A 16,315-nucleotide genomic window follows, 5' to 3' on the forward strand; every position below is an offset into this window, starting at 1 on the left:
ACGCTGCAGCTACGCCGCCGCCTCGCTATGGCCCAGCCGTGCATTGAGCTTGTGGATCAGCTCTTCGGCGGCCTCGGAGATCACCGTGCCGGGCGGGAAGATCGCCTCGGCGCCGGCCTTGTAGAGTTCGTCATAATCCTGCGGGGGGACGACGCCGCCGATGATGATCATGATGTCCTCGCGGCCCTGCTTCTTGAGCGCGGCCTTCAGCTCCGGCACGGCGGTGAGATGAGCGGCGGCCAGCGAGGAGAGGCCGAGAATGTGCACGTCGTTCTCGACGGCCTGCCGCGCGGCTTCATCGGCGGTCGCGAATAGCGGCCCGATATCGACGTCGAAGCCGACATCGGCAAAGGCCGAAGCGATCACCTTCTGGCCGCGGTCATGGCCGTCCTGGCCGATCTTGGCGACGAGGATACGCGGGCGGCGGCCCTCGGCGTCCTCGAAGGCGTCGATCAGCGCCTGAACCTTCTGGACCTTGTCGTTCATGGTGGACGCCTCGCGCTTGTAGACACCGGTGATGGATTTGATCTCGGCGCGGTGACGGCCGAACACTTTCTCCATCGCATCGGAAATTTCGCCGACGGTGGCCTTGGCGCGTGCGGCATCGATGGCCAGCGCCAGCAGGTTGCCGTTGCCGTCCTTGGCCGAGCGCGTCAGTGCGGCCAGTGCGGCATCGACGTCGGCCTGGCTACGCTCGCCACGCAGGCGCTTCAGCTTGTCGATCTGCAGCCGGCGCACGGTGGAGTTTTCCACCTTGAGCACGTCGAGCGCTTCTTCATTCTCCGGCTTGTACTTGTTGACGCCGATCACCGCCTGACGGCCGGCATCGATGCGTGCCTGCGTCTTGGCCGAGGCTTCCTCGATGCGCAGCTTCGGCACGCCGGCCTCGATGGCCTTGGCCATGCCGCCGAGTTCTTCCACTTCCTGGATGTGCGCCCAGGCCTTGGTGGCGAGATCGTGGGTGAGACGTTCGACGTAATAGGAGCCGCCCCATGGATCGATGATGCGGTTGGTGCCGGTTTCCTGCTGCAGGAACAGCTGCGTGTTGCGGGCGATGCGCGCGGAGAAGTCGGTCGGCAGCGCCAATGCTTCGTCGAGCGCGTTGGTGTGCAGCGACTGGGTGTGGCCCTGTGTCGCCGCCATCGCCTCGATGGTGGTGCGCATCACGTTGTTGTAGACGTCCTGCGCGGTCAGCGACCAGCCCGAGGTCTGGCAATGGGTGCGCAGCGACAGCGATTTCGGGTCCTTCGGATTGAACTGCGTCAGGAGCTTGGCCCACAGCAGCCGCGCGGCGCGCATCTTGGCGACTTCCATGAAGAAGTTCATGCCGATCGCCCAGAAGAACGACAGCCGCGGCGCAAAGCGGTCGACGTCGATACCTGCGGCGAGACCGGCACGGAGATATTCGACGCCGTCGGCCAGCGTATAGGCGAGTTCGAGATCCTGCGTCGCGCCGGCTTCCTGCATGTGATAGCCGGAGATCGAAATCGAATTGTACTTGGGCATCTTCTGTGAGGTGTAGGCGAAGATGTCGGAGATGATCCGCATCGAGGGCGTCGGCGGGTAGATATAGGTGTTGCGCACCATGAACTCCTTCAGAATGTCATTCTGAATCGTTCCGGTCAGCTTCTCCGGCGGCACGCCCTGTTCTTCGGCGGCGGCGACATAGAGCGCGAGGATTGGCAGCACCGCGCCGTTCATGGTCATCGACACGCTCATCTGGTCGAGCGGAATACCGGCGAACAACGTGCGCATGTCATAGATCGAGTCGATCGCCACGCCGGCCATGCCGACGTCGCCCGACACGCGCGGATGATCCGAGTCATAGCCGCGATGGGTGGCGAGATCGAACGCGACCGAGAGGCCCTTCTGGCCGGCGGCGAGGTTGCGGCGATAGAAGGCGTTGGAATCTTCCGCGGTGGAGAACCCGGCATATTGCCGGATCGTCCAGGGCTGGTTGACATACATGGTCGGGTAGGGGCCGCGCAGGAATGGCGCGATGCCGGGATAGGTATCGAGGAAATCGATGCCCTTGACGTCATCCTCGCCGTAACCCGGCTTCACCAGGATGCCTTCGGGCGTCAACCATGGTTCGCCCTGCGATGGCGCACCGGCGGCGATGGGCGAGAAAGCGATGTTGGTGAAGTCAGGAATCTTGGTCATGGTCGTTTCTCGAATTCTCGATTGCGTTCGATGAGTCTCTGAACGTTCTTCTTGTAGGTCGGGTCGTCTGACGGGGGCGTTTCAGTTTTCCGCCAGAGTACCACGTCAAACACTTTTTCAAGCACCTTGGCGATCGGCCACATCAGCAAGTCGAATAGCAAACTGCCCATGCGCGCGATCCTTGTTGAAACACGCTATCTCAATCATGATCCGGATGCTGATAGCTGAACACTTCCGCGCATTTCTCCGGTCCGAAATTCTGCATCGTCGTCTTGCTCGGCAGGTTCGACACGTTGCCGACCCAGCCCAGGCGTGACTCCGTGCCGAATTGCTGCGTCGGCACCACGCGGTCCGGCCGGTCGAAGGCGCCGGTCATGATCTCGATCTTGGGGCCGCCGATCGCGCGATAGCTCAGCGGCGTGCCGCATTTGGCGCAGAAGTCGCGTTCCGCAATCGACGATGACTTGAACGCCGCCGGCTTGCCGCGGGTCCACGCAAAGTTCTCGTTCGGGATATCGGCGAGCGAGGCGAATGGCGCGCCGGTGGCCTTCTGGCACATCCGGCAATGGCAGATGCTGACCCGGGTCGGCGCAGCCGACAGCGCAAAGCGGATCGCGCCGCATTGGCAGCCGCCGGTCAGCGCGGGTTTGCTCGCCGTTGCCGTCATGGCTTACTCCATCAGGCCGAATTTAGTAGATCATGGGCCTGCACCAGCATCGCCAGCGCATCGCCGCCGGCAATGATAAAATCCCTAACGCCTGCGTCGCGCAAGGGCGCCTCGAGGTCGCCGGGGCGGCCTGCCAGATAGATATGCTTCGCGCCGGCGGCCTGAAGCGCTTTTGCTGCGGGCGCGGCCTGGCCGGCATAGAGCTTGTCGGACGAGCAGATACATACCAGCGCGGCACCGGAGGCCTTCCAGGCCTTGGCGAGTACGGCCGGATCGGAGAAACCGTCGCTGTCGAGGGCTTCGATGCCGCCGGTTTCAAAAAAGCTCTTGGCGAAGGTCGCGCGGGCCGTGAAATCGGCGGGCGTGCCGAGATTGGCCAGAAACACTTTCGGACGGGCACCCTTGCGCGCCAGCAGGTGATCCGATTTATCGCGCAGCGCCTCGAAGGGCGAGGCCAGCCGGATCGGTTCCAGCGGGTTGAATTTGATCTTGTCCTTGCCATAGGGCTTGCCGGGGATCGGCTTGACCTTCAGCACACTGGCGCGGGCCTCATGCAGGTTCGGGAATTCGCTGGCGCCGGTGAGCACTTCGCGGCGCTTGGCGACGCTGGCCTGACGGGCAGCGCGGGTGGCGGCGACCTTCGGCTGGATCACATTGTTGCCAAGCGCCGGGAAGGCGCCGCCGGCTTTTTCGATGTCCTGGAACTGGGCCCATGCGGCGTCGCACAGTTCGCGCGTCAGCGCCTCGATGCCGCCGGCGCCGGCGGCGGGATCGGTGACCTTGGCGAGATTGGACTCTTCCAGCAGGACCAGTTGGGTGTTGCGCGCAGCGCGGCGCGCAAAGCCATCGGGCAGGCCGAGCGCCAGCGTATGCGGTAGCACGCAGATGGAGTTGGCGCCGCCGAGGCCGGCGGCGAATGTCGCCATGGTGGCGCGCAGCATGTTCACATAGGGATCGCGCTGGGTGAGCATGCGCCATGCGGTATCGGCAGCGATGAACAGCGGCTTCGGCGCGAGGCCACAGCTTTCCTCGATGCGCGCCCAGAGCAGGCGCAGCGCGCGGAATTTCGCCATGGTGAGAAACTGATCTGCATCGGCCGCGAGACGCGCATAGACCATGCTGCGGGCCGTCTCGAGCGGAATGTTATGGTCTTCCATCGCGCGCAGATAGGACACCATCACCGCGAGGACGTAGGACAGTTCCTGCACTTCGGAGCCGCCGGCATCGTGGATGATGCGGCCGTCGGCAACGGCGAACGGGCCCTTGAAGCCTTGTGCGGCGAGCTTCTTGATGGTGTCGGTGACGGCGGGCGCCATCTCCCACCAGTTATAGGCGCTGGTGCCCCATACGGCGGTGGCGCCGATGGGATCGAGGCCAAAGCGGATATCGCATGTGGCGGGATCGATGCCCTTCGTCTTGATGTAATCGGCGAGATGCGTCACGGCCATGCGCGACTGCGGGCCGGCATGGAGTTCGATGCCGATGCCGGCATCGAGATAGATGCCGTCGAACAGCGTCTCGATGGTGTCGGGCGAGGCGACGAGGCCGAAGCCGCGCGCGCCATTGGCACCTTCGAACACCAGTGTGAGACCAGTGGCGCCGTTCTCCAGATCGTGCAGCGCCTGCTTGTTCGACTTGCCGGCATCCGGGTGATCGATCCGCTGCATGATCTGCCATGGCGCCGCGGCCGGGCGGCCGGCGATCGGCGCCGCATCCCGGGCGCGCGGATAGATCGGCTGGATCTTGACGCCGTCATAGGTCTTGCTGATCAGCTTCTCGAACGGCGCGCCTTTCAGCACGCCATCGACGAGCTTGCGCCAGTCATCGTAACTCGCAGGCGCAAAATCGGCGGCCAGCCGCAGGTCGTCAGTCGCAGTCGACATTGAGGAACTTCACTCCCGGTATTGCTTCGTGGTTGAGCCGGAAAATGCCATGCCGAGAAGGGGTTGCCAATGGCTGTTCGAGCATGGGGATGCGCGGAATTGGCGCTTTCTTCCCTCTCCCCGCAATGCGGGGAGAGGGCGGCGTCGCGCAGCGACGACGGGTGAGGGGCGGGGCACAGAGCCAAACCAATCTGGTCGGAGCGGATCGCGCCGTGGGATCTGCGAGTGATCTTGTGAGGATAGTTCCGGCGTGTTGGCGCTCAATCGAGGTCGGGCAGCTTCTCGATGCCGTCGGTTGAGAGGGCCTTCAGATGCTCGGCAACGGTCTTGCCTGATATCATCCGGTCCGCGGCGATCTCGGCCAGCGGCACCAGGACGAAGGCGCGGGTGGTGGCGCGCGGGTGGGGGAGGTGCAGTTCCGGCTTGGCGATGACCACGTCGTCATAGGCGATCATGTCGAGATCGAGCGGCCGCGGACCCCAGTGGCCCTCGGCAACGCGGTTGCGGCCGAATTTGTGTTCGATCTTGTGCAGCGTGAACAACAGCGCGTGCGGATCGAGTTCGGTCTCGATCTCGATTGCCGCATTGACGAAGTGGTCCTGCGGCACATCTCCCACCGGCGGCGTGCTGTAGTCTGCCGAGCGTTCGATCAACGCGGCCTGCGTCATGCCGCAGATATTGCCGATCGCCTTGCGGAAGGTCATGCGGACATCGCCGACATTGCCGCCGAGCGCGATGAGGACGCTGGCCATCGGTTACGCCCGCGATCTGCGCAGCACCACGCCGACATCGTCGAAGATCGCGGCGATCGGCGCGTGCGGCTTGTGCACGGTGACCTTGACGGAGCTGATGCGCGGAAAATCCGCGAGCACCGCATCGGCCACCGCACCGGCGGCGCGTTCCAGCAGCTTGTAATTGGTGTCCTTGAAAGCGGCGATCGCGGTGGCGACGACATTGGCATAGGACACGGTATCAGCGAGGCGGTCGGTGCGCGAGGCTAGGTCGATATCGGCATCGAGTTCGAGATCGATGACGAAGCGCTGCCCAACGACGCCTTCGTAATCGAGCACGCCGTGATGGGCATGCACGGATACGCCCTTGATGAAGATCATGTCGGTCATCTTAAGTCCTCGATGGCTGCGGTGACGCGCAGGGCCTGAACGGTTTCCGCGACGTCATGGGCGCGGACGATTTTGGCGCCGTGCCGCACCGCCAGCAGATGCGCGGCGAGCGATCCGCCAATGCGCTGCTGTGGCTCCGACGGCACGACGGTCGATATGAATTTCTTGCGCGAGGCGGCGATCAGCACCGGCAGGCCGAAGCTGGTCAGTTCGTCGAACCGCGCCAGCGCAATCATGCTCTGCTCAGGTGTCTTGCCGAAGCCGATACCGGGGTCGAGTACGATGTGGCCCGCAGGGATGCCGGCCCTGGCGGCGATCTCCAGCGAGCGCGCGAAAAAGTCTTTCATGTCGGCGACGATATCGATGCTGCCATCGACCTCGTCGCGGTTATGCATGACGACCACAGGCGCGCTGTGCTCGGCGATGACGCGTGCCATGTCGGGATCGCGCTGCAGGCCCCAGATGTCATTGGCGATGGCGACGCCGGCGGCGAGCGCTTTGGCGACGACGGACGCCTTCATGCTGTCGATCGATACCGGCGTGCCGAGCGCGACGACGTCGGCCAGCACCGGCACGAGCCGCGCCCATTCTTCATCGGCAGTAACTGGCCGGGACCCATAGGGCCGCGTGGACTCGGCGCCGATGTCGATGATCCCGGCGCCCTCGGCGATCATTCGCCTGGCCTGCGCCAGCGCACGCTCGGGGGCGTCGAACTGGCCGCCATCGGAGAAGGAGTCCGGGGTGACGTTCAGGATGCCCATCACGGCAGGCACCGGCGATGCCAGCAGCGCGGCCAGCACCGGGTGGACAGTCGGAGCAGACGTGGTCGGACGCGCGATCATGAGGTCGCTTTGCGCGGTCGGGGGGAGGGAGTCAAGGTGGATCAAAACGTCATTCCGGGGCGCATGCGGCGTGAGCCGCAGGCGAACCGGAATCTTGCAGTGTGAAGCGATCCGGCGATTCAGCCATCTCGGGATTCCGGGTTCACGCTCCGCTAGCGCTGCGCGTGCCCTGGAATGACGAGAGCCTCAATACGAAATCTTCAGCGGCAGCTGGCGGGCCTTCTCGATCAGGTCGCCGACCGACTTCTCCGAGGGCATCACCCGCACCAGCTTGCGCTTGTCGTTGGCGTCGCGCATCGCCTGAGCGAGGCGGGCGGGATTGCGGTGGGTCAATTCGCGTACCGTGTTGACGCCGGAGGCGCGGAGCAGTTCGGCCTTGGCCTTGCCCATGCCGGGGATGCGCAGGTAGTCGGCGAGGTTCGCCCATTCGAGCAGCTGCTGTTCGCTGAACCCGGTCTTGGCAGCGAGTTCCTTGCGGCACTTCGCGGAGTGAGCGGCGTCCAGCAGCCCTTCCATGGTGCGGATGCCTGCCTTTTTCAGTTTGGTCGCGGCGAAGGCCGTCAAACCGTCAATCTTGGAGATGGGATATGTCATGGTACTCAGACGTATGAAGATCGGACGTATGAAGATGCTGGACGCTTACGCGCGGCTGCTGACGTAACAGACGGTCAGGAGAACTGGCTCAGGCCAGGTGTGCCGGCAACGATCTCGTCCATGGCATCCGCGCCGATCTTCTCGCGGCCGAACTTGAACAGTTCGCGCGCGACGCTCTGGATCTCGCCCATGCCGAGGCCAAGACCCATCAGCTTGCTGCCCAGGGCCATGATGCCGCCGCCCATCAGGCTGCTCAATCCACCACCGCCCTCTGACAATGCGATGGCTGCATCCGCACCCGGAATTTTTTCGATGAGCGCATTGACCGGCGCGGCCGGTGCTTCCTTGCGCAGGAACCCCAAGATAATGCCGACAGCCTTTTCAGCTACAGCTTCGTCGATGCCGACCTTTGCGGTCAGCGCTTTGATCAATTCGTCCATGATGCCCCGCCTCACATCGGTTGAGTGCCGATGCCCTTATGTTGAAAAGTGATCTTGAGCCGCTGTGATTCGAATTACAAGCGCGCCAACTCGCCCGACGTGCGATTCAGTGTGATCGCGTATCGAGTGTTGCACCAATGCAAGAGCAAACGTGAAATTTTGGTCAATTGTTCGCAGATGCGACAGCGCCGTACTTGGGAAAGAGCAAAAAGATACGGCTTGTGTTTCGTCCGTGGGAACGACGGACGGGTTTCAGGTGTGGCGGGAACGCTTTGCGTTTCAATCGCTCGCCAAGATGCGGTAAGATCATGGTGAGCCGCAAATTTTTTTGAAATCTTTTTCTTGATGCGCGCGACAGAGGCGATCCGATGGCGACCACCGAACTGAAGTCAGGCGATACCGACGGCAAGATCTTCATCGGCAAGGGCGACCAACCGGCATGGCTGACGCTGGCCCTCGGCAATCGCCACGGTCTCGTCACGGGCGCGACGGGAACAGGTAAAACCGTATCGCTGCAGGTGATGGCGGAGGGCTTTGCACGTGCCGGTGTGCCGGTCTTCGCTGCGGACATCAAGGGTGACCTCTCGGGGATAGCCGAAGTCGGCGAGGGCAAGGACTTCATTTTGCAGCGCGCCAAGGAGATGGCGCTGACGTTCCAGCCCGATCAGTTCTCGACCGTGTTCTGGGACGTGTTCGGCGAGCAGGGCCATCCGGTGCGCGCGACCATCTCGGAGATGGGGCCACTGTTGCTGGCGCGGCTGCTCGATCTCAACGATGTGCAGGAAGGCGTGCTCAACGTCGCCTTCCGCGTCGCCGACGAGAACGGCCTGACGCTGCTTGACATGAAGGATCTGCGCGCGTTGCTCGACGCCATCGTGCCGATGACTGCCAAGAAGGACGAGGTCGATCCACTCGCCGATGTCCGCAAATCGGCCTTGAGCTTCGGAAACGTCACGAAGGCGACAATCGGCACCATCCAGCGCCAATTGCTCGTACTGGAGAACCAGGGCGCCGATAAATTCTTCGGCGAGCCGGCGCTGGAGCTGAAAGATTTTCTCAAGACCGACCGCGACGGTCGCGGCATGGTCAATATCCTCGTCGCCGACAAGCTGATGTCGAGCCCGCGGCTCTACGCAACCTTCCTGCTGTGGCTGCTCTCGGAATTGTTCGAGGAATTGCCCGAAGTCGGCGATCTGCCGAAGCCCAAACTGGTGTTCTTCTTCGACGAAGCGCATCTCTTGTTCAACGATGCCCCGAAGGCGCTGCTCGACAAGATCGAACAGGTGGTGCGCTTGATCCGCTCCAAGGGTGTCGGCGTCTATTTCGTCACCCAGAACCCGATCGATGTGCCCGATCGCGTACTCGCCCAGCTTGGCAATCGCGTTCAGCACGCTCTGCGCGCCTTCACGCCGCGGGACCAGAAGGCGGTGCAGGCGGCAGCACAGACCTTCCGTGCCAATCCGAAACTCGATACCGCCACGGTCATCACCGAACTCGGCAAGGGCGAGGCACTGGTCTCTTTCCTCGAAGGCAACGGCACGCCTGCCATGGTTGAGCGCATCATGGTGCGTCCGCCGACTGCACGTATCGGGCCGATCACGCCTGAGGAGCGCAAGGCGATCCTCGCGGCGAGCCCGGTGAAGGGCAAATACGACACCGCGATCGATTCCGAATCCGCCTACGAGACGCTGCAGAAGCGCATCGCCGGGACGGCGGCGACGCCCGCCGAGGCTGGCGACGCGGCGGGCGGTGGTGGCGGTGGTGGTGGATTTTTGGGCCAGCTCGGTGCGATCGTCGGCACCATCTTCGGCACCAATACCGGCCGCAACAGGCTCTCCACCGGCCAGGTGATTGCGCGCAGCGTCACCCGCAGCGTGACCAACAAGGTCGTCGGCGGCATCGTCGCCAATATCGGCAAGCAGGTGGGCGGCTCGCTGGGAAGCTCGATCGGCCGCGAGATCGTGCGCGGGACGCTTGGCGGGATTTTGAAGCGGTAAGGACCGTCCAGACTGTCCATTATGCACCCGCCCGCGGCTTTGCAGGTCCCGGCGCCATCTGCTACCCACCGCGGTCTGAACCGCGCCGTGCCGGCGGGTCTTTTAAGCGGGACTGCGAAGTGACGAAAAGTGACGGCGAAATGCCGGTTTTGCGGTGGCCGTCCTTGCGGCAGCCGCTGGACGTACTGTTTCTTCTGACCTGCGTCCTGCTGACGGCGGATGTGCTCGTTCCGGAAATCTTCGGCAACGGCAAGACCAAGGACTACGCGCTGTGGTTCTGGGCCGGGCGGCAGGTGCTGCACGGTGCGCCGCTCTATGAAGCGAAGACCAATGGCGCGCTGGACTTCATCTATCCGCCGCTGTCGGCGGTTTTGCTGGCGCTCCCGAGCTGGTTCGGCAAGGTCCCGCTTTATCTCTTGCTCTCGATCCTGAATTCGGCGGCCTGGGCGATCACCAGCCAGCTGTCCAATGCGATGACCGGCTCGAAGAAGATTCCGGCGGCGTGGCTCGCGGCGCTGCCGGGCTTTGCGACCATCACCTTCGTGTTCGACATGTACGATCTCGGCCAGCCCAATCTCGTGCTGCTGGCGATGATGCTGCTCGGCTTCTGGTGGATGCAGAAGGATCGGCCGTGGCTCGGCGGCAGCATGTTCGCGCTGGCAACCGCTATCAAGGTGTTTCCGGTGGCGGTGCTACCCTATCTGATCTGGCGGCGGCACTGGGCGGCCTCGGCCAGCATGATCATCTGCACGCTGCTGTTGCTCTATGTCGTGCCGGCGCCGTTTCGCGGCTTCGAGCGCAATGCGGCCGAGGTGAAGACCTGGTACACCGAAATGGTCGGCTCCAGCTCCGAGAAGGGGTTCGGCCAGCGCGACGAACAGAACTGGTCCTGGGTCAATCAGTCGATCATCGCGATGACGCATCGTCTGGTGCGGCCGATCGATTATTTCCAGGATGATCGCAAGCGTGGATCGGCCACGATGAACGTGATCGATGTCAGCTATAAAACCGCGAACCTGATCGTGCTCGCGGTCTCCGGTCTGATTGGTCTCGGCTTCATCTGGTCGCTTTTGCCGCGATCGAAACTCACGCCGCGCTCACGTGCCGAAGAACTCGGCGTCCTGTTCTGCTTGATGACGGTGGCATCGCCGCTGGCGCGGCAATATTACTTCATGTGGCTGTTCCTGCCGCTCACGGTGTTGATGCATCGCGCCGCCGATGATCCCAGGCCGAATGTACGGACCGGGACATGGTGGCTGCTTGGCATCATTGGCATGCTGATGGCGCTGTCGATCCCGGTATTCCCGGCCATGCTGCAGGCCTGGGGCAATAATCTGCTGGCAACGGCCATCCTCGCAGGCGGATTGATCTGGCATATGCACCACCCGCCGGTGCTGCTAGATTCCTCCGAAATTCCGGACCATCACGCTTAAGGAAATTCGCTCATGTCCAATACGCAGCTTGCATCCGTTCTCGATCGCGTCGATGCCGATTTCGACAGGGCTCTGGAGCGGTTGTTCGCGCTGTTGCGGATCAAGTCGATTTCCGCCGATCCGGCTTACGCCGAGGACTGCAAGGCGGCGGCAAAGCATCTCGCCGGCGAGATCGAGGGCCTGGGCTTCAACGCCGAGGTACGGTCGACGGCGGGCCATCCCGCTATCGTCGCCACTGCCAAGGGCAACACCGGCAAGCGGCCGCATGTTCTGTTCTATGGTCATTACGACGTTCAGCCGGTCGATCCGTTGAACCTGTGGCATCGTCCGCCGTTTGAGCCGGTCGTCACCAAACATGCCGATGGCCGCGACATCATCGTTGCGCGCGGTGCGCAGGACGACAAGGGCCAGCTCTCGACCTTCGTGGAAGCCTGCCGGGCCTGGGTGAATGTCACAGGCTCGCTGCCGATCGATCTCACCATCTGCATCGAAGGCGAGGAGGAGGTCGGCTCGAAGAATTTCGTGCCGTTCCTCGAAGCCAACAAGAAAGATCTCGCCGCCGATTTCGCGGTGGTGTGCGACACCGGCATGTGGGACCCGAGCACCCCGGCGATCACCACGTCGCTGCGCGGGCTCGTCTATGAAGAGGTGAAGATCACCGCGGCCAACCGCGATCTGCATTCCGGCATCTATGGCGGCGGTGCGCGCAATCCGATCCGCGTGCTGACCAATATTCTCGGCAAGCTGCATGACGACAATGGCCGCATCACCATTCCCGGCTTTTATGATGGCGTAAAGGATTTGCCTGCCGATATTCTGGCGCAGTGGAAGGGCCTCGGTCTCACCGCGGAGAGCTTCCTCAAGCCGATCGGCCTGTCGATCCCCGCTGGCGAAAAGGGCCGCGAACTGATCGAGCAGATCACGTCGCGCCCGACCTGCGACATCAATGGCATCGTCGGCGGCTATACGGGCGAGGGCTCCAAGACCGTGATCGCCTCGCATGCCTCGGCGAAAGTCTCGTTCCGTATCGTCGAGGGCCAGGACCCCGGCAAGATCCGCGATGCGTTCCGCAAATTCGTCACCGATCAACTGCCGGGCGATTGCACCGCGGAGTTTCTCGATCACTCCAACGCGCCGGCTATCGCGCTCGACTGGAACATGAAGCCGCTCGCCGCTGCGCGCGATGCGCTGACCGACGAATGGGGCAAGCAGGCGCTGCTGATCGGCTCAGGTGCGTCGATTCCCATCGTCGCGGATTTCAAGCGCACACTCGGTCTGGACTCGCTCCTGATCGGCTTCGGCCTCGATGACGACAATATCCATTCGCCGAACGAGAAGTACGACCTCAAGAGCTTCCACAAGGGCATCCGGTCGTGGGCGCGGATCATTGCGGCGCTGGCGGATGTGAAGAAGTAAGCTACACATTCGTCATTCCGGGGCGCGAGCGCCACTTGGCGATCGCGAACCCGGAATCTCGACGTGTTCATCACTGCGGGATTCCGGGTTCGGTCCTGTCGCCTGCGGCGCCCGTTCCGCCCCGGAATGACGAGTATGGCTGCGCGTTGACCCACATCAAGGCTTGCGTCAGGCTTTCCTGATCGAAAGACAAAAAAAGGGAGGATGCAATGTCCGCAGCCGAAATCGCCAATACTCATTTCTCTGCCGCCATGGCGGCAGCTCAGACCGCCGGGGTCGATCAGGACAGCGTCTGTCGCTCCCTCGTGAATCTCGTGGTCTCGAAGTATCTGGAGACAAGGACCACGGCTGACGTTCAATCGGAGCTGCGTTTCGTTGCCGATAATTGCGATCCCGACACGGATTTTGCGTTCATGCGGCCGTGATTAATCCCGTCATTCCGGGGCAGAACCAACGCCCAAGGCGATGGGGCTGAGCCCGGAATCTCGTGGTGATGAACAGGTCGGGATTCCGGGTTCGCTCGCAAGTGCGAGCGCCCCGGAATGACGAGAAAACCAAAACAAAGAAAAAACGCCGTCCGGAATTGGACGGCGTTTTGAATCACTATGTAGAGGTCTATGACCTCTCTATAGCACCAAATCTCAGGTCTTGTAAGACGGATCGCGGCGGTCGAGCTTGCGCAGCATCGGCGGCCAGACCAGCTTGGTGGAGCGCAATTCGGCCTTGTCGGGGTTGCCCACCAGCGCGGCGTTCTTGTCGATGACGATCTGGTCGACCGGATAGGCGGTCGGGCCGAGCATCCGGGTGCGGACCTGCATGGTGCAGGCGCGTTCCAGATAATACATGCGCTCGAAGGCCGAGGCGACCGAGCGGCCGACGGTCAGCGTGCCGTGATTGCGCAGCAGCATGGCGTTCTTGGTGCCAAGATCCTTCTGCAGGCGCGGGCGCTCGTCGTGATCGAGCGCGACGCCTTCATAGTCGTGATAGGCGAGTTCGGGGATCACGAGCTGAGCAGTCTGGTTCAGGGGCTGCAGGCCCTCCATGCAGGAGGCCACTGCGGTGCCGTCCGGCGTGTGCAGATGCATCACGCAGCCGGCGTCTTCGCGGACTTCGTGGATTGCCGAATGGATGGTGAAGCCGGCCGGGTTGATGCTGTATTCGCTTTCGGAGAGCTGGTTGCCGTCGAGATCGACCTTGACCAGCGACGATGCGGTGATCTCTTCGAAGATCAGGCCATAGGGATTGATCAGGAAGTGATGGTCGGGGCCGGGCACGCGGGCGGAGATGTGGGTGTCGATGAGATCGTCCCAGCCGTAGAGCGCAACGAGGCGATAGGCAGCGGCGAGATTGACGCGCTGGGCCCATTCGCCCTCACTCATATGCGACGGCACTTCCTTGAGGCGGGCTTCGGCTGGTGACATGGTGAGTGCTCCCGGATTGACTGGCAGTGTTTTGGCGTTTGGCTGATGCCAGCCTAATCCCGCCCTGTTGCGGCAGCAAGCCGGACGGTTTGCGCGGCAGACATGCTTACCAGGGTGGCAGAAGGCCCGATCGCGACATTCAGGAACTGAAACGCGCGCGATAGTCCTGCGGCGTGGCAGAAAGCAATCGCAGGAAGCTGCGTCGCATGGTTTCTTCGGAACCGAAGCCGCAGCGTTGCGAAATGCGTTTCACCGGCAGTTTCGTTTCCGAGAGCAGCCGCCGTGCGGCTTCGACGCGCAACTGCTCGACGGCGCGGGCGGGCGTGATGCCGGTGGCGTCCGCATAGTGCCGGCTGAAGCTGCGTTCGCTCATGCCGGCCTGTTCTGCCAGCATGGGAAGCGAAATGTCGTCGGCGAGATGCTTGCCGATCCAGTCATGCAGCGCGCCGAACTTGTCGTCCGCGGTCTGCAGCGACAATGCCGCGCTGAATTGTGACTGGCCGCCGGGGCGCTTGAGAAACACCACGAGGTGACGCGCCACCATGAGCGCGACGCTGCGCCCGAGGTCTTCCTCCACCAATGCCAGCGCGAGATCGATCCCAGCGGTCACGCCAGCTGACGTCCAGAACGCGCCGTCGCGCACGAAGATCGGATCGGACTCCACATGCACGTCGGGGAAGCGCTGCGCCAGTTCGGAACACCAGGACCAGTGGGTCGCGGCACGGCGGCCGTCCAGTAGGCCGGTTGAGGCGAGCAGGAAGGCGCCGGTGCAGACCGAGGCGGTGCGCCGCGCCTTGGCCGCGCGCTTGCGCACCCAGGCGACCATAGCGGGATCGGAAGCGGCGGCATGGACGCCAGGACCGCCGGCAATCAACAGCGTGTCGATCGGTTCGGCCTGGCGCGGCAGATCGCTCACGGCGAGGCCTAGTCCGGCAGAGGCGGTCACACTATGGCCGCCGCGCGCGATCACGCGCAGCCTATAGGGCGCAGGTTGTCCCTTGCGTTGCATGATCTCATTGACCGTGGCGAAGACCTGCAGCGGGCCGGACACGTCGAGCAGTTGCACCGACGGGAACGCCAGCACGTCGATAACGCGCGGAACCGTCGCAACAGAGTTTGGCGGAGAACGAGGGGTCTTTGGCATATTCGCCAGACTGTGCCGGGCTAGGTTCGGCTTGTCCATTCACAAATGCTTGGAGCATTCCATGATCCCGCCAGACCAACATCTCCAGATCGGCTCGCTGTTGTTTGAGGGGCTTGACCAGATCGATCTCACCGGCCCGTTCGAAGTGCTGTCGCGGATCCCGAATTCGACCTATCGAATCTATGGCAAGACCACCGATCCCGTGCGCGACTACAGGGGGCTCCGTATTACGCCGGATGCAGCCATTGGCGACGCGCCCCAGCTCGACGTGCTGCATGTGCCCGGCGGCTTCGGCCAGGAAGCGCTGATGGACGATACGGTTGTGCTCGATTGGCTCCGTCAGCAGGCCGGACACGCTCGAATCTTTTCGGTCTGCACCGGCGCGCTGATCTGCGGCGCTGCGGGATTGCTGATGGGCCGCCGCGCGACCACGCATTGGGCGTCGTTTCATCTGCTGCGCTATTTTGGCGCAACGCCGGTCAAGGAGCGCGTGGTGATCGACGGCAACTGGATCTTCGCCGCCGGCGTGACGTCGGGCATCGATGGCGCGCTGCGTCTGGCTGCAGAATTGCGCGGCGACGAGGTGGCGCAGGGAATTCAGCTGTTCATGGAATATGCGCCACAGCCGCCGTTCAACAGCGGCACGCCCGAAACCGCACCGGCGACGGTGCTGGCGCAGACCCGTCAGTCGGTGGCGAAGATCACCGCGCAACGCGAGGCCACCGCACAACGCATCGCGACGAAGCTTGGCATCATCGTGCCGACAGCGGCGGAGTGAGTTGCGCAAGCCGCTTCTAATATGATCGAAAGGATCATGACCATGAACCTCACGCACATCCATGCATTTACCCAAGCGATGCAGCGCAAAGACCTCGATGCCATGCTCTCGCATATGGCCGACGACATCGTGCTGAAGACGCCGCTTGCCGCCGAGCCATTCAAGGGCAAGGCGGCAATCCGTCCGGTGGTCACGGCGCTGCTGGGTGTCGTCGACAGTTTCGATTTCCGCGAAGTGCTGCAGGGGCCCGAACACGTGTCCGCCTTCTTCGGTATCACCGTCGGAACGGAACAGCTGGATGGCGTCGACTACTGGCGTCTGAACGACGCCGGCCTCATACAGGAAATGACGGTGCTGTGGCGACCGCTGCCGGCGGCGCTGGCCGTCGAGAGGAAGCTCGCGGCAGCATAGGAACG

The 16,315-nt window shown here is 63.0% G+C and carries 17 protein-coding genes; 6 read left to right on the forward strand and 11 right to left on the reverse strand.

Annotated elements, in window-relative coordinates:
* Positions 1-9 precede the first annotated feature (9 nt).
* The 9 genes from scpA to AB7828_RS01765 all read right to left on the reverse strand — a co-directional run bounded on the left by scpA (position 10) and on the right by AB7828_RS01765 (position 7,710).
* On the reverse strand, positions 10-2,163 hold the full coding sequence (gene scpA, locus AB7828_RS01725; RefSeq protein WP_175367509.1) for a methylmalonyl-CoA mutase: 2,154 nt from the start codon (positions 2,161-2,163) through the stop codon (positions 10-12).
* Positions 2,160-2,333: a hypothetical protein gene (locus AB7828_RS01730; RefSeq protein ID WP_170849709.1), complete on the reverse strand. Its 174-nt coding sequence runs from the start codon at positions 2,331-2,333 to the stop codon at positions 2,160-2,162. The genes scpA and AB7828_RS01730 overlap by 4 nt, the downstream gene beginning before the upstream one ends.
* A 29-nt stretch (positions 2,334-2,362) precedes the next feature.
* The gene (locus AB7828_RS01735; protein ID WP_093759041.1) at positions 2,363-2,830 is read right to left on the reverse strand and encodes a GFA family protein; all 468 of its coding nucleotides are present in this window, start codon (positions 2,828-2,830) and stop codon (positions 2,363-2,365) included.
* Between the two features lie 11 nt (positions 2,831-2,841).
* The gene (locus AB7828_RS01740; RefSeq protein WP_441229222.1) at positions 2,842-4,713 is read right to left on the reverse strand and encodes a methylmalonyl-CoA mutase family protein; all 1,872 of its coding nucleotides are present in this window, start codon (positions 4,711-4,713) and stop codon (positions 2,842-2,844) included.
* A gap of 260 nt (positions 4,714-4,973) precedes the next feature.
* Positions 4,974-5,465, reverse strand: a complete 492-nt coding sequence (gene folK, locus AB7828_RS01745) for a 2-amino-4-hydroxy-6-hydroxymethyldihydropteridine diphosphokinase (protein ID WP_441229223.1) — start codon at positions 5,463-5,465, stop codon at positions 4,974-4,976.
* 3 nt (positions 5,466-5,468) lie between these two features.
* A complete protein-coding gene (gene folB / locus AB7828_RS01750; protein WP_089266999.1) occupies positions 5,469-5,834 on the reverse strand; it encodes a dihydroneopterin aldolase in 366 nt (121 codons plus the stop codon).
* The gene (gene folP / locus AB7828_RS01755; RefSeq protein WP_441229224.1) at positions 5,831-6,676 is read right to left on the reverse strand and encodes a dihydropteroate synthase; all 846 of its coding nucleotides are present in this window, start codon (positions 6,674-6,676) and stop codon (positions 5,831-5,833) included. Before folP ends, folB begins: the two co-directional genes overlap by 4 nt.
* Before the next feature lie 186 nt (positions 6,677-6,862).
* Positions 6,863-7,270 (reverse strand): DUF4332 domain-containing protein, encoded by a 408-nt coding sequence (locus AB7828_RS01760; RefSeq protein WP_068734294.1) that lies wholly within the window; start codon positions 7,268-7,270, stop codon positions 6,863-6,865.
* Between the two features lie 74 nt (positions 7,271-7,344).
* A complete protein-coding gene (locus tag AB7828_RS01765) occupies positions 7,345-7,710 on the reverse strand; it encodes a DUF2267 domain-containing protein (protein WP_441229225.1) in 366 nt (121 codons plus the stop codon).
* Positions 7,711-8,078: 368 nt separating this feature from the next.
* Between AB7828_RS01765 and AB7828_RS01770 the strand changes: the two genes are divergently transcribed.
* The 4 genes from AB7828_RS01770 (at position 8,079) to AB7828_RS01785 (ending at position 12,981) form a co-directional block, all read left to right on the forward strand.
* Complete coding sequence (locus tag AB7828_RS01770; protein WP_175367502.1) at positions 8,079-9,707, forward strand: helicase HerA-like domain-containing protein; 1,629 nt, start codon at positions 8,079-8,081, stop codon at positions 9,705-9,707.
* 140 nt (positions 9,708-9,847) lie between these two features.
* Entirely contained in the window at positions 9,848-11,140 is a 1,293-nt protein-coding gene (locus tag AB7828_RS01775; RefSeq protein WP_441232179.1) for a glycosyltransferase family 87 protein, read from the forward strand.
* A 12-nt stretch (positions 11,141-11,152) separates the two neighbouring features.
* Positions 11,153-12,556 (forward strand): M20/M25/M40 family metallo-hydrolase, encoded by a 1,404-nt coding sequence (locus tag AB7828_RS01780; protein ID WP_441229226.1) that lies wholly within the window; start codon positions 11,153-11,155, stop codon positions 12,554-12,556.
* Between the two features lie 209 nt (positions 12,557-12,765).
* Entirely contained in the window at positions 12,766-12,981 is a 216-nt protein-coding gene (locus AB7828_RS01785) for a hypothetical protein (protein WP_184515462.1), read from the forward strand.
* Between the two features lie 216 nt (positions 12,982-13,197).
* Here AB7828_RS01785 and AB7828_RS01790 read toward each other — a convergent pair whose 3' ends face one another.
* Positions 13,198-13,977 (reverse strand): class II aldolase/adducin family protein, encoded by a 780-nt coding sequence (locus AB7828_RS01790; RefSeq protein ID WP_089267004.1) that lies wholly within the window; start codon positions 13,975-13,977, stop codon positions 13,198-13,200.
* A 139-nt stretch (positions 13,978-14,116) separates the two neighbouring features.
* Positions 14,117-15,121 carry a GlxA family transcriptional regulator gene (locus AB7828_RS01795; RefSeq protein WP_441232180.1) on the reverse strand — a complete coding sequence of 335 codons (1,005 nt, stop codon included), beginning with the start codon at positions 15,119-15,121 and terminating at the stop codon, positions 14,117-14,119.
* A 61-nt stretch (positions 15,122-15,182) separates the two neighbouring features.
* On the opposite strand from AB7828_RS01795, the gene AB7828_RS01800 reads away from it, so the two are divergent.
* Positions 15,183-15,899: a DJ-1/PfpI family protein gene (locus AB7828_RS01800; protein ID WP_441229227.1), complete on the forward strand. Its 717-nt coding sequence runs from the start codon at positions 15,183-15,185 to the stop codon at positions 15,897-15,899.
* Positions 15,900-15,941: 42 nt separating this feature from the next.
* Entirely contained in the window at positions 15,942-16,310 is a 369-nt protein-coding gene (locus AB7828_RS01805) for a nuclear transport factor 2 family protein (RefSeq protein ID WP_441229228.1), read from the forward strand.
* Positions 16,311-16,315: the final 5 nt, after the last annotated feature.

The organism is Tardiphaga sp. 215_C5_N2_1, assembly GCF_052076055.1.
Lineage (GTDB): Bacteria > Pseudomonadota > Alphaproteobacteria > Rhizobiales > Xanthobacteraceae > Tardiphaga > Tardiphaga robiniae.